A 14,152-nucleotide genomic window follows, 5' to 3' on the forward strand; every position below is an offset into this window, starting at 1 on the left:
CCGCCTTTCCAAAAGCACGCGGCAATCCGCCACTCCGCATCATGCAGACGGTCACACTGACTGCATATAATAAAATCCGCTGTTAAGCCAATGTGTGGCAAACCGGCAATGTTCCACAGCCTTTCAACAGGCACCATAAGGAACGTCGGGGGCATTGGACGAGCGGGGGCCTTAGGCCCTTCGTATCGTTTTCTGCCCGAACTCCGCTCGCAGCACATCCCTAGAAAACGGTAGAGAAGATAGATTCAAGGGAAATCGCTTTATGAGCATCTTCAGCAGGCATGACGCCACCGCACATACTCACATCGCAGGTAAAATCATCGCACTCTTCAGCGCAATCGCCATGCTGTTCAGCGTCACCGCATGCGGGCAAAGCAACGATTCCGCAACAAGCGCAACAGACGGCAGCGGTCTGACCAAAGTGACCTTCATGCTGTCCTGGGCGCCCGACACCAATCATATCGGCGTATATGTGGCAAAAAACAAGGGCTATTTCAAAAAGGCAGGTCTTGACGTCAATATCGTGGCCGTGGCACAGGCCGGTGCCGAACAAGCTGTGAACAACGGCGTGGCCGACTTCGCATTGTCGAATCTCACCAACGTAGGCACGTATGCCATCAAGGGCGCAACCATCAAGCAGGTGCTGCAGGTGCAGCAGAAGCCAAGCGCCATCTGGTGTTCGCTCGCTTCCAACACTGAAATCAAATCTCCAAAGGATTTCGACGGCAAAACCTTCGCCACCTTCGGCTCCAACGAATCCGATGCGGTGATCCGCCGCATGATCCAGTTTGACGGCGGCAAGGGCGAATTCGACAAGGTGACCGTCGGCACATCCACGTTCCAAGCGCTTTCCAGCAAAAAGGCCGATTTCGGCGGCTTCTACGCCACTTGGGAGGGTGTGCAGGCTGACATGTACGGCCCGAAGCTCAACTGCTTTGCCGAACCGGATTACGGCGTTCCCGGCAATGCCGACACCATTGGCGTGATCACCAACGACAAGACGATTTCCAAGAATCCTGAGCTGGTGAAGAAGTTCGTGCAGGCCACCAAGAAGGGCTACGAGTACGCATATTCGAATCCTGACGATGCGGCGAAGATTCTTGTGGACGAGGCTCCCGATGCGAATCTTAAGCTCGATTTCGTCAAGAACAGCATGAAAACCATTGTGGATGGCCAGTATTGGGGCGATCCTGCCAAGATCAAGGACGGTTCGTTCACGTTCGGCACGAACGATGTTGAAGGCGCACAGCAGTATTTCGACTTCCTCGCGCAGGAAAACGCCTACACCGATTCGCATGACAAGGTGATTCATGACGCTCCGCAGGCCAAGGATCTCGCCACCGACGAGTTCCTGAAATAATCGGGTTTGAACGAATAGGTTTGTAACCCGTTTATGTGCGAATAATCGAAATATTGGAATACGGCATCCTGCATTTTTATTTCATGCCCAGCACTGCTTGCTCAGTACGGGTTAAACATGGTTTGTAGGATGCCGCACCTTTATGCGTTGCGCTTGGCTTCATTGCACGAGTTTGATTAAATAAAAATATGACACGACTGATTCTTGATGTGGACACCGGTATCGACGATGCGCTGGCGTTGGCGTATCTTGCGACGTTCGATACGGTTGACGTGCTTGGCGTGATCGGCACGTACGGCAACGTTTCCGTCGACACTGCGGTTCGCAATACTTCGTATGTGCTGGAACGGTTGGGGTTTCGGCACATACCGGTGATGCGCGGATCGTCGCATCCTTCGTGGGCTCGGTGTTTCATTCCGGATGCAGGTTGTGCGCAATTCCATGGCACGGACGGATTGGGAGGATTCGGCCCGGCTTGCGATAGTTCGTCTTCAGATAATGCTTTTTCAGATAATTTTGCGGGTAATTCCGGTTCTGATACTGTTTTTTCTCGTGATTATCGCAGTCTGATTTCCGTTGGCGGATATGCGTTGGATGATATTCATGCGAATCCTGCGGTTGATTCGTTTGAATTGTCGCTTACTACGGATTCGGCTTCTTCTATTCATGCTGATGATTCTTCCGCCGACTCGGTTTCCGAGGGCGTACAGTTCATTATTGATCAGGTTCGTGCTTATGGTTTCGACGTCACTGTGGTTGCGACTGGTCCGTTGACCGATATTGATGCTGCGATTGCGGCCGCTCCGGATATTGCGGGCAAACTCAAACTGGTGATGATGGGCGGCACGTTGACGCAGGAAGGCAACTGTTGGGATCTGACTGCGGAAACGAATATCATTCAGGATCCGGAAGCCGCGGATCGTGTGTTCCATTCCGGTGCAGACATCACTATGGTCGGTCTGGACGTGACACATCAATGTCTGATGGGTTCTGATACAACCCGTGCTTGGCGTGAAGCAGCAAATGCCGACACACTTGGTGATCCAGCCGGTAGTTCAAATGCAGCTTCAGCTCGAACCTCAAGTTCGGACTCAGGCCCATCTGCTTCCGATGTGCGCGTATTCCTCGCTGGCATGGCTGATTTTTCCATTGCCGCGAATTACAAAGCCGATGCACGCCTGTTTTCTCAAGGCATGCCTTTGCATGATCCACTGGCCGCAGCTGTCGCCGTAGATCCGTCACTGGTGAACTGCATTGATCTGCCAATGAAAGTTGAACTCGAAACCGGCGATTTCCATGGCACGCGCGGCCGAACCATCGGAGACCCCGCCGGCCTGATCGGCTCCAACGCCCCTCGCATCCACGTGGCCCTTCAAGTCGATTCCCATCGTTTCGTCTCCGACTTCACCACCCGCATAAAGTCTCTGCAGCAATACAAAACGGGGAGAGCCTTATGCTCTCCCCGCAGTGAACGCGATCAATTAGGCAACACTACTTTTTGACGCCACCGAAACGACGGTCGCGGTGAATGTAGTGATCGATCGAACGCCATAGCACGTCTCGACCGCAATCAGGGAACAGTTCCGGCACGAAATCGAGTTCGGCATACGCCGCTTCCCACGGCAGGAAGTTCGACGTGCGCTGTTCGCCGGAAGTGCGAATCACCAAATCGCAATCAGGAATATCAGGATTGTACAGGTGTTCGGCAATCATTTTTTCCGTTACGCGATCGCCGGAGATCTTGCCGTCACGCACTTCCTTTGCGATTGCCGCGCAAGCATCCGCGATTTCGGCACGTCCGCCGTAATTCAGGCAGAACACCACGTCGATGGTCGTGTTGTTTTTGGTACGTTCCTGTGCTTTTTCCAATTCGTCGATAACGGATTTCCATAGTTTCGGACGGCGGCCGGCCCAGCGCACGCGCACGCCCCACTCGTTCATCTGTTCCACACGACGATGGATGATGTCACGCGAGAAGCCCATCAGGAAGCGCACTTCCTGCGGAGAACGCTTCCAGTTCTCCGTGGAGAACGTATATAGCGACAGGTAACGCACACCAGCTTCGATGGCACCTGCGATGGTGTCGAACACCACCGGTTCGGCAGCCTGATGTCCGTCAGTGCGAATCAGCCCACGCTGCTGCGCCCAACGACCATTGCCGTCCATAATCACGCCGATATGGCGCGGAACCTTGTTCTTCGGAAAATCGGGAATAATCGACGGGTCAGAAAATGGTGCCGCCGGAATGTCAAGGGACTTGTAATCCACGTTCTCAAAAGCCATACCCGCTAATCTAGCAAGCACATGGAACGAATCGGACGTTCCAAATAGTATTCACCCCATTTTTCCACCATTTGGCGGGTTTTCGGAAGCAATGCCGTACCGTCCAGCTCTCCCCAATCGCCGTCGACAAGCGCCTGCAACTGGCAGATCGCATTCCACGAAACGTCAAACGATTCACGAATATGATCGGTCGAACACATCAGACCACCCGCGGAAATCGAGAAGAACCATGGACGATCAGTAGAAATCGGATCCCTGCACACCACGCAGGCACGCAAACGTGGCGTCCAACCAGCAATTGCAAGAGCACGCATCACGTAGGAATCACCAATCGCAGCAGGCTCATGTGCATGCTTGGAAAGGGCATTCAATGCTCCCAACACCAGCCGATACTGTGCCACGGAACGCTCATGCTCCGTCACCACAAGCTTGTCAGCCGTTTCGCAAATCACATTCGCCGCGGTATATGCCTTGAAATCGGTGCAGATGCCTCTCGCATACGCCGACACCGACTCGGCTTGGGAAATCACATCAAGCGAACGTCCTTCCGCAATAAGCAACGAGACGCGCATGAAAGGCTCCAAACGACCTCCGAAACGCGATTTGGTTCGGCGCACGCCTTTGGCGACGGCACGGATTTTGCCATGGTCGCGTGTCAGCAAAGTGACGATACGATCAGCTTCGCCAAGTTTGACGGTGCGCAAGACCACGCCCTCGTCCTGATACAGCGGCATTCACACGCCTCCTTTGCCTCGCCTCGTTTTCCCAACTGAACTATATATTTTCCGCACATTCTCGCGCCAGCCGCACTTTCCCGCGATATCAGTAAATGAACAATCCCCAGAACGCGAATACCAACAGCATATACAGCATGGTGACCGCCGTGATCCAAAACATCACACGTCCGAATCGCGTCGACGCGAGCACCGGCTGACGGCCGCTCACAATCGCGCCTATAGCCCCCTTACGCGGTGGCCATTGTGCAAGACCACGATTCGTCGCCTCCTCGATAAGACGCATGAATACGCGGGACCACGCCCACACCACGGCAACGCAAACCATTTGGATAACCGGCCAACTCCAATACATCATGCCCGGATTCTCGGCGGGAGCGCCGCCCCACGCTAGCTTGACCACGCCCATAACCACTTCGCCCAGTCCTGCACCAAACAGCACAAAAGTGGCCATGGTGGTCACGGCAAGCGTAATCAACGCGTTTTTGAACACAGGACTCAGCCCCAACACGTATCGGCGTCGATGCGCACGCGCCCAAATTTTACGTACAAGCACAATCAACCACAGCACGCCGATCACCAGCAGCAAAAGCACCATGCTGACATGCAACACCACCAGATAGATGGTCAGCCCACTATTCGATCGCAATTCCAACGGAACCGCGATCGACTGGTACAGGTTGGTGCCGGCCACACGTTCGCTGGTCTGCTCCAGTCCTTGCGTGGTACCGACGGCCCAACTGATCACATCATCCACGTAGGCGTCCGCGAATGGAGTGCCGCTGTTGGCTTCGTCGCCGAGTCGGAGCACATGGTTGGCGATCGGATATGTGCGCACGGTCACGTCCCAATTGCCCGACTTATGCGCCATGTCGATGATTTCCTCCGTGCCTTCCACCTGCGCGGTCATCACGTCTTTGGTGCCGTACGCCACAAGCGTGGGAATGGAATAGGCTTGGGGATTCAACGTGTCGAGGTCGAGATTAGTCAGGCCGAACAATTTCGCATCGATGTTGAATGCGCGGCGCACGATGGACTGGTATCCATCATGCGCTCCGACCAGCGCGAAATCCTGCGCCGCAAGGAATCCCAACGAATATCGTGGCGAATACACCATTGGGCTCAACAGCACTTGGAACGCCACGTTAGGGTCTTGCCCAAGCAGATATGAGGAAATCCATGTGCTTTCGGAAGTCGCGTAAATGCCAACATTCGAAGCGTCAACGTTGTCGAGATCACGCAACATGTTGATGACCTGATCGTAGATGGCTGCGGATCCTGGATAGTCACGGGTCGCATCGTTGGTGGACCACACCGGCTTGTCAAGCACAGCCGTCACGAAACCCGCGGATGAGAGCGCAAATGCCATGTCTCCGAAGGAGCTGTCGCATGTGCCATAACCTGCTCCATGCATGAACACCACGCCAGGCCGATTATTCCCTGCACCTTTCGGCTCACGGATCAGCACTTTGATACGTTGGATCTCACCGGTTGACGGTTGCTTGGCGTCGATGGTGGCATAGCGTTGCGTCACTTCGTAATCGCCTTGTTTGGCAAGGGTTTTGCCCGAAGGATTGTCGAAGGTCACGGACGTGTCGGACGTCAACGTTTCGATGGTTTGCCCGGTCGGCTCGTAATTCCATGATGATGCCGTCAGATTGGAGACCGATACCAAAATGCCCAACAATATGATGAAAATGGGCAGACTGACCATCAGTCGTTTGCTCCTCGTCCACTGACTGGATTGGATTTCCCCGTTGGACATGACTGACTGACGTTCCTGATCTGACACGCCGTTCATTGTACCGACCCCAGCTGAAATGACAATCAACAGCCAGCGAAATCAGCAGGAGGTCGATCACAATCTGTGATCGACCTCCTGTAATCAATGAATCAGAGCACTCAACGAATCAGCAATTACCCTGTGTCACCGGCACCACTACAGGGCCGGTGGCATTGACTGGCATCTGTCCGTCCGCTTCCATCTGTGCGGCAATTTCCTGCGCTTTGGCCAGCAACGTTTCCACAATCTGATCTTCGGGAACGGTCTGAATAACCTTGCCCTTGATGAAAATCTGCCCCTTGCCGTTGCCGGATGCCACGCCCAGATCGGCTTCGCGTGCCTCACCCGGACCGTTCACGATACAACCCATCACAGCCACACGAATCGGCGCGGTCACGTCCTTCAATCCTTCGGTCACGGCATTGGCCAGCTGAATCACGTCAACCTGGGAACGGCCACAGCTCGGGCAGGAGATAATATCAAACTTACGCGGGCGCAATCCCATGTATTCCAACAGTTTGCAGCCGACTTTCACTTCTTCGACGGGCGGTGCGGACAGTGAAACACGAATCGTATCTCCAATACCTTCAGCCAGCAGCGCACCGAATGCAAGACAGCTTTTGATCGTACCCTGCCATGCTGGACCCGCCTCGGTAACACCGAGATGCAGCGGCCAATCGCCTTTGGACGCGAGCAGACGGTACGTCTCCACCATGGTGATCACATCATGATGTTTGACGGAAATCTTGAAATCATGGAAGCCGACGTCTTCAAACATGCGCGCTTCCTTCATGGCGGACGCAACCAACGCTTCCGGCGTCGGACCGCCATATTTTGCATACAGTTCCTTATCGAGCGAGCCCGCGTTCACGCCGATGCGCAACGAGATGCCCGCATCGGTGGCGGCCTTGCAGATGGAGGGACCAACCTCATCGAATTTACGGATGTTGCCCGGATTCACGCGTACCGCGGCACAGCCCGCATCGATAGCCTGAAACACGTATTTGCTTTGAAAATGAATATCGGCGATTACCGGGATCGGCGATTTCTTCACGATTTCCGGCAGTGCGTTGGCATCATCCTGGTTTGGCACGGCCACGCGCACGATGTCGCATCCGGCTGCGGTCAGTTGGGCAATCTGCTGTAATGTTGCGGGCACATTAGCGGTCAGCGTGTTGGTCATGGATTGCACCGAAATTGGCGCTCCCCCACCTACCGGCACCGATCCGACCATGATTCGGCGGGACTTGCGGCGCGGATGCAATGGGCTTTCGCTAATGGCTGCCTCACCGGTTTTACGGAACGGCTTTTCGATTTCTGGCATACGTCAAATCCTTGCAATAACAAGGCTCCCAACACGGGGAGCCTTGCGTCACTCACGTTTCGTTTGTTTGTCTTGTTTCGTTTTCCGTTACTTGTTTATCAGGTTGTCGGCACGATGGCGGGCTTCAAGCTCGAGTCGGCTCATTTCCTCCACGGAAGCGAACAGCGGATTGCCACGCAGCTCCGCGTCCATTTCGTCCAACACTTCCCTGACGGTATCGACAATGCCGAGATATGGCAGACGATGTTCAAGGAAAGCGTGGACGGCCTGTTCGTTGGCAGCGTTCAACACGGCCGTATGCTTTTCGGAAGCTTCCAGGCAGTGTCGAGCCAAGCTCACCGCGGGGAAAGCCTCATCGTCGAGCGGTTCGAACGTCCAGGTCGCGGCTTTTGTCCAATCGCATGCCGCCGCAATATTGCCAAGTCGTTCCGGAGCGGACAGTCCAAGCGCGATCGGCAGGCGCATGTCAGGCGGCGAAGCCTGCGCAATGGTGGCACCATCGCGGAATTCCACCATGGAGTGCACGATAGATTGCGGATGCACGGTCACGTCAATGCGGCTCGGAGGCATGTCGAACAGACGACTCGCCTCAATGACTTCAAGTCCCTTGTTCATCAGTGTGGACGAGTTGATGGTCACCACCGGACCCATATTCCAAGTGGGGTGGTTCAACGCCTGTTCCGGTGTGATATCGGTCATCTGTTCGCGTTTCCAACCGCGGAACGGCCCGCCCGAAGCGGTGATGACCAGTTTCGACACTTCACCATGTGTGCCTGAACGCAACGATTGCCAGATGGCGGAATGTTCGGAATCGACCGGATTGATCTGCTGGGCGCGCACTTGCGCGTCGAACAGCAAATGCCCGCCTGCCACTACGGATTCCTTGTTGGCGAGTGCCAGCTGCGATCCTGCCTGCAGTGCCGCGATGGAAGGCTCAAGTCCGATGGATCCGGTGATGCCGTTCAATACCACGTCGGCTCCGGATCCGGCCATGGCGACCACGGCCTCCGGTCCGGCTGTGATTCTCACATTGCCTGCACCGGCTTGCTCTAATGCCTCACGTAGTGCTTTTGCCGCGCTTTCTTTGAAAACAGCGACTTCTGAGACATGGAATTGTGCCGCCTGTTGGGCCAGAAGTTCCACGTGGGAGCCGCCTGCGGCAAGTCCGACCACGTTGAAGCGGTCGAGATGTCGGGAGATGACGTCAAGACCTTGGGTACCGATGGATCCGGTGGATCCGAGAATGACTACGGTTGAGGTTTGCATGGGTTATGCGTGTGCTCCGTATTGTTTTTGTTTGCTCGTGTGAACGTGAAAACAGGCTGACGGTCACGCCAGCCTGTTCAATGCGATTGCTTATTCAAAAGAGGGGAACGACAGGTCGGGAATGTCGACATCCAGATTGCTGTTGGTCGCTCCGAACATCGGATTGGTTGCCGGCTGGATTTCGTTCTTCTTCTCTTCCACTGTCGGCTTCGCCGGTTCAACGGGAGTTGCCGTTGTCGAGTGATCTGCAGAGGTTGCCGGTTCCGGTGTGAAGGAAGGTGGAACGGTCGGCAAGGTTCCGAGATTGATCGAGTCGGTGTTGATCTGCGGAAGGTTCGGCGTCGATAGGCTTGGCATGCGCGGGGTGAACGTGTCTTCAACCGGATCGGGAGCGTCGATGTTCTGGGCCATCTGCGCCAAGGCAGCCAACGAAGAATCGGGAGCGATGTTGATGCCGTGAGACTCTTCCGGCTGATGCGCGACCGGAGTGTCTGGAATCACAGGAGCCGAAGGCGCAGACGGAGCATCATAGCTCGGCGCGTCATCATCGGAAAGCGGATTGAACGCTTCGGTTTCCGTTCCTGCGGAAGATGGCTCATCGGCAACCGCATTGGACGCTTGGAACAGGTGTGCCAACGACTGTTCCGGAGCCGCTGGAGCAATCGGAGCAACCTGAGGTTCTGACGTTGCAGAAGCTGCCGGAGTTACCGGAGCCGGCGGAGTGCTGACGGTCGGCTGGAACACAGGCGGAACCACGGGAGCATACGCCGGCGCAGCGGTTTGAGCGGCCGGAATGCTCACCGGGGACGCTGCAGACGTGGTGAAAATCTCACGTTCCGCCTTATTCAAAGCATCGAAGGAGTCGGCGCCGTTTTGAACCTGAGCGGACTGCGCAATAGGTTCTGCGGAAACGGCTGGAACGGTGAATAGCGGTGAAACCACCTGCGTCTCTTGAGATTCCAGACTGGTTGAGGACGGATTGGCTGCGGCTATCGCGCTTTCGGAGGGCTCGCCCACGAAGTCGGCCACACGCGCATAGGATTCGAGTCTGGTCAGCAGCTGCACGCATTCGTTCAGGTAATAATCCACCTGACGCTCGTCATAGCCACGCTTGCCCTTGCGCTGGGTGAAGATCACATTCGCCACGGTCTGGGAGTTCAGATCGACGAGCTTCTTGGCATCGTCGTCCGACACTTCCTCCACGCCGAGTTCGCCAGCGGCCTTCGTCAGGCACTGATCGACGATGCGATCCACCTGCTTGCGGTCATAGCTCGGGTTCTTACCTTCTCCCGGCTTGAAACGTTCGCCGTGCTCACGTTTGGAGTGGGCGTCAAGCTGACGGAACAGGGTTTCGGTCTGCGCCTTCCACGCCACGCGGCCATGCTGCGAAATCTCCCATGTGGTCTGCTTGTCTACCACGGCACGCTCCAACCGGGCAAGGGCCGCATCCACTTGGGCGATCACATAGCCGCCCTTGACCAAATCGAAAGAAACATTCTGAATATCATGCTGGGTGAGTTGCGCTCCCTCACCTTCGTATAGCATGTGCGCACGCTCAAGAAAAGCGTCCACCTGTTCGGAATCGTACCCCCACTTGCGCTTCGAAGTACGAGCGATCCCCGATGCGTTCCTTTCGGATTCAGGTTCCTGCGCCATTGGCTATCGACCTCCTACTGCACTACTCAACGCAACCACTTTACGTGATTGATTCGACGCGTGCCGCTTTCATGTGGAAAATTCAGCGAATTGACACTCAAAATCGCACCGTTTTTCACGCATTTGCCATAGAAGAAATCCCCTATCCGGCAACGCGACACACGTTGAGACTGTCGCCGGCAACGAATACTGTACAGTAGAGCTTTGCGGGCGATTAGCTCAGTTGGTTAGAGCGCCACCTTTACACGGTGGATGTCGGGGGTTCGAGTCCCTCATCGCCCACCTTTTGTTTCCGCAGAAAATAAGCCATTCCGGCTCTTCTGATATTTCCAACTATCTCACGTGCATGTCAGCAAAGTCATGACTTTTGTCAACGCTTTGTCAAAGTCTCCGTCAATGCTTACCGATTCATCCTTCGATGATGTTGCCTTCGGCGTCGATGCGAGGCGCGGTAACCGCAGCATAACCAAAAAGCAGCAATATGTAACGGCAGAATCCAACGCGATATACACGGTTATTACATTCGCTCAAATATGGAATTTCATGGAAACATCTTCTTCGACCGCTTCCGTAAGCAAAAAAGGCTTGGAATCGTGTGATTCCAAGCCTTTATATGAGCGTCCGACCTTGGCCATGCGTGCCGAGGCGGGCAAAACGAATACGATCAGCGGCCTTTACCGAATGCACGCAGACGGATGCCATTCCAGTCACCGCTGACGGTCAGCGGCGTGGCTGCATTCATGCCGGCGGTCTTCGCGGCGGACTGCACGGTGCTTGAACTTGCCGCGCCCGGGCGCCCCGGCTTCGGGGTGAGCACCCACAATGGACCATCGTCTCCAAGGACCGCATACGCATCGACGATGGTGTCAGACAGTTCGTCTTCGTCATCGCCGTCGCGCCACCAAATAATCACGCCATCAACGGCGGAATCATAGTCCTCGTCGACCAGCTCTTCACCGGTCAGCTCCTCGATCTTGGCGCGGATCGAGTCGTCCACATCATCGTCCCACAGCCATTCCTGTACCAGGTCGCCGGCGTGGAAACCGAATTCTTCAGCGTTATCAGATGCCGTTTGATTCACGTTCGTCAATATACCAACACTGCTCGAACATATACGTTACGAACCGTGGAATTGCTCACTTTGCGAGATTGTTTTTTCTTATATCTCGGAATGCGTCAAGAATGCGTCACTCTTCTGCAGAGCATTGCGGCAGTGATGCACCCTTGCCGTCTCGGATGGCGATCAGCGCATCGTATGCCTCCTGCAAAGTAGACACTTTCACCACGTTCAAGCCTTCCGGAATATGGCCTACAACGCTGGAACAATTGGATTCCGGGGCGAGAAACCAGGTTGCGCCGTCGCGTTTCGCTCCGAGCATCTTCAAACGGATGCCTCCGATTTCGCCGACTTCACCTTTGTCGTTCATCGTGCCCGTTCCCGCGATGATCTTACCCCCGGAAAGTTTTTCACCGGTTACCTTGTCGATCAGACCAAGCGTGTACATCATGCCCGCCGAGGGCCCTCCGATGTCGTCCACATGCATGGACACCTTCATGCCGGACACGTCATAGCCATGCTCTTTCAGAAACTTTTTCGCCGCCGCGGTGGCGGAATCCTGCGATGACGCCATCTCCTTGTCGCTGGACTGCTTGTATTCCTCTACGGTTTGTCCAACAGGAACCACCGCCTCCTGAGGCATCACCGTGGATTTCGAATCGGCCCACGCCACCAATGCCTGAGCGTTCGACACCGGGTACCCTGGTACACCTGAAGCATTGACCGTGACTAACAGCAGTTGGCCCGAATCCTTATACGTTTTCACACCGGAAACGGCGATGACCTGCTTGCCGGAAACCTCCCCGAGCACATTCTGCGTCGGACCGGGCATCTGCACCACATACGCGCTGGGCATAATCAACACCAATACGCACAGTACCGCCACCAACGGTCCTGCAAGATAACGCCATGAACGCGCGGACAGCCAACCTTCCGCGCCTATCAGCCATCGTTTGACACGTCCCGGAGCACCGTTACGTGTGTCTTTGCCGTGAATTCGTCGTGTTTCCTTCATCTTGGGCATACCTCCCATAGCATAGTATGGAACCAACCAAACTTGAACAAACGCTTAGGAAAAGGCAGGGCCGGCATGGACGAGAACGCGATCCGCCAATGGTTTATCGATTGTTTCGGACCAATTCAAGGCGAGATGGCATGGAACCAGTTTTCCAACATGCCGGAGGAGTTGCGCGACCAGCTGATGAGTCAGGATGTAAGCAAACTTCCCAAGCCGGCTGAGGTCAGGTCGATGATGCAGGCGTTCACCGCGGGCGGGCTCAACACTTTCGGAGACATCCAGCACATCACCGAAGAAGGTCCTATCAACGTCAAATTGGCAAAATCATTGGCACTGCAGCAGGCCAATGGCGAGGGATCTGAAACCAGCGTGAGCGCGGAATACGGAGAGATGGCCCGCCGTGCCATCAGCGAGGCGAATCTGTGGCTCGATACCGCCTGCGAGTTCAATCCAGCACAGGGCGAGACGCAGGTGCTCACCCGCGCTGGATGGGTGGAAGGCTGCATTGATTCCTGGGCGCAGTTCGCGTCTCCCATAGCCGAGTCGATGAGCGACGCGCTGGCTTCGATTTTGTCTCAGCGTTTTGGAGATTCGGAGTTTCATACGGAAGTTTCCGGCATTTTCGCCGGTCCGGTGCAGATTCCGATTCCTGATGACATGAAGGATCCGGCAAAGCTGATGCGTTTCGTCGGCAACACGTCGTTCGCCATGCAGCTGGGACGCGCCGCCGGCGATCTGTCACATGAGGTGCGCGGCAGTTTCGACCAGGGCATTTCGCTGCTGAAGAATCCGGCTGGAGGCCTGATTGTACAGAACGTCGTTGAATACGCCAAATCCTTGGAAATCGATGTGACCGAGGTGATGGGCTATCTTGCGTTGCAGGAGCTCGCCCATTCACGCCTGTACGCTTCCGTGCCGTGGCTGATGCCACGCTTCGAGGCGCTGTTGGGCAAATATGCCCGTGGCACCAGCATCGATTTGGACGCCATGGAGGAGCAGATCCGCGATGCGCAGTCCGTCGACCCGGATTCCATGGCCGACGCGGTGAACATCACCAAGGTGGCGTTCCCCGACACGCCTGAACAACAGCAGGCCATGAAATCGCTGGAGAATCTGCTCGCCTTGGTCGAAGGTTGGGTAGACACCGTAGTGTGGCGCGCCGGCATGGCCCATATTCCGCATATCGAACAGCTTCGTGAGATGCTCCGCCGCGAGCGCGCCATCGGAGGTCCTGCGGAACGAACCTTCGAAAGCCTGATCGGCTTGCAATTGCGTCCGAAGCGCATGCGTGAAGCGGCCGCATTGTGGGATAACATCTGCGCCACGGAAGGCGCGCAGGCACGAGACGCGAAATGGTCGCATCCCGATCTGCTGCCGCAACTGCCGAATGATGACGATGGCAACGCCTCGCAATCGCAGAACATCGGATCGACGGCAAGCACGGAAAATACGACGCCCGCTGATTCCAACGTAACCGACACGGCATCGCAGTCCCTTGGCGACGCCGATGGCATGACCATCGATTGGGATGCCGAACTCAGCAAGCTGCTTGACGAGGAAGAGCACAAGGGCGGCGAATCCGATACCAATGGCGACGGCTCTGACGATTCCGCAGAATCCGGCAGCAACAACGAAACCGACGCCGAGTAATCGCGCTATTCCGTTAGCAGT

At 55.6% G+C, this 14,152-nt stretch carries 11 protein-coding genes and 1 tRNA gene; 4 read left to right on the plus strand and 8 right to left on the minus strand.

Annotation, left to right across the window (positions count from 1 at the left end):
- Nucleotides 1-262 precede the first annotated feature (262 nt).
- Together NBH13_RS06705 and NBH13_RS06710 are read left to right on the plus strand one after the other, a co-directional pair.
- Nucleotides 263-1,360 (plus strand): ABC transporter substrate-binding protein, encoded by a 1,098-nt coding sequence (locus tag NBH13_RS06705; RefSeq protein ID WP_099571361.1) that lies wholly within the window; start codon nt 263-265, stop codon nt 1,358-1,360.
- 188 nt (nt 1,361-1,548) lie between these two features.
- Nucleotides 1,549-2,862 carry a nucleoside hydrolase gene (locus NBH13_RS06710; protein WP_250779347.1) on the plus strand — a complete coding sequence of 438 codons (1,314 nt, stop codon included), beginning with the start codon at nt 1,549-1,551 and terminating at the stop codon, nt 2,860-2,862.
- Here NBH13_RS06710 and NBH13_RS06715 read toward each other — a convergent pair.
- The 6 genes from NBH13_RS06715 to NBH13_RS06740 all read right to left on the minus strand — a co-directional run bounded on the left by NBH13_RS06715 (nt 2,852) and on the right by NBH13_RS06740 (nt 10,406).
- Nucleotides 2,852-3,643 (minus strand): isoprenyl transferase, encoded by a 792-nt coding sequence (locus tag NBH13_RS06715; protein ID WP_099571363.1) that lies wholly within the window; start codon nt 3,641-3,643, stop codon nt 2,852-2,854. The two genes, NBH13_RS06710 and NBH13_RS06715, sit on opposite strands and share 11 nt — an antisense overlap.
- 5 nt (nt 3,644-3,648) lie before the next feature.
- Nucleotides 3,649-4,377: a DNA repair protein RecO gene (gene recO / locus NBH13_RS06720; RefSeq protein ID WP_144165063.1), complete on the minus strand. Its 729-nt coding sequence runs from the start codon at nt 4,375-4,377 to the stop codon at nt 3,649-3,651.
- An 88-nt stretch (nt 4,378-4,465) separates the two neighbouring features.
- Nucleotides 4,466-6,178 carry an alpha/beta hydrolase family protein gene (locus NBH13_RS06725; RefSeq protein ID WP_099571365.1) on the minus strand — a complete coding sequence of 571 codons (1,713 nt, stop codon included), beginning with the start codon at nt 6,176-6,178 and terminating at the stop codon, nt 4,466-4,468.
- 109 nt (nt 6,179-6,287) lie between these two features.
- Complete coding sequence (gene ispG, locus NBH13_RS06730; protein WP_099571366.1) at nt 6,288-7,484, minus strand: flavodoxin-dependent (E)-4-hydroxy-3-methylbut-2-enyl-diphosphate synthase; 1,197 nt, start codon at nt 7,482-7,484, stop codon at nt 6,288-6,290.
- A gap of 87 nt (nt 7,485-7,571) precedes the next feature.
- The gene (gene dxr / locus NBH13_RS06735) at nt 7,572-8,750 is read right to left on the minus strand and encodes a 1-deoxy-D-xylulose-5-phosphate reductoisomerase (RefSeq protein WP_250779349.1); all 1,179 of its coding nucleotides are present in this window, start codon (nt 8,748-8,750) and stop codon (nt 7,572-7,574) included.
- A gap of 90 nt (nt 8,751-8,840) precedes the next feature.
- Complete coding sequence (locus tag NBH13_RS06740; protein WP_250779350.1) at nt 8,841-10,406, minus strand: DivIVA domain-containing protein; 1,566 nt, start codon at nt 10,404-10,406, stop codon at nt 8,841-8,843.
- A gap of 208 nt (nt 10,407-10,614) precedes the next feature.
- Between NBH13_RS06740 and NBH13_RS06745 the strand changes: the two genes are divergently transcribed.
- Nucleotides 10,615-10,688, plus strand: a tRNA-Val gene (locus NBH13_RS06745).
- Nucleotides 10,689-11,070: 382 nt separating this feature from the next.
- Here NBH13_RS06745 and NBH13_RS06750 read toward each other — a convergent pair.
- Together NBH13_RS06750 and NBH13_RS06755 are read right to left on the minus strand one after the other, a co-directional pair.
- A complete protein-coding gene (locus tag NBH13_RS06750) occupies nt 11,071-11,496 on the minus strand; it encodes a DUF3052 domain-containing protein (RefSeq protein ID WP_004220767.1) in 426 nt (141 codons plus the stop codon).
- A 97-nt stretch (nt 11,497-11,593) separates the two neighbouring features.
- On the minus strand, nt 11,594-12,487 hold the full coding sequence (locus tag NBH13_RS06755; RefSeq protein ID WP_144166049.1) for a YlbL family protein: 894 nt from the start codon (nt 12,485-12,487) through the stop codon (nt 11,594-11,596).
- A 66-nt stretch (nt 12,488-12,553) separates the two neighbouring features.
- Between NBH13_RS06755 and NBH13_RS06760 the strand changes: the two genes are divergently transcribed.
- Entirely contained in the window at nt 12,554-14,131 is a 1,578-nt protein-coding gene (locus NBH13_RS06760; protein ID WP_144171462.1) for a zinc-dependent metalloprotease, read from the plus strand.
- The last annotated feature ends 21 nt before the right edge of the window (nt 14,132-14,152 follow it).

This window comes from Bifidobacterium intestinale, assembly GCF_023656765.1.
Taxonomy (GTDB): domain Bacteria; phylum Actinomycetota; class Actinomycetes; order Actinomycetales; family Bifidobacteriaceae; genus Bifidobacterium; species Bifidobacterium hominis.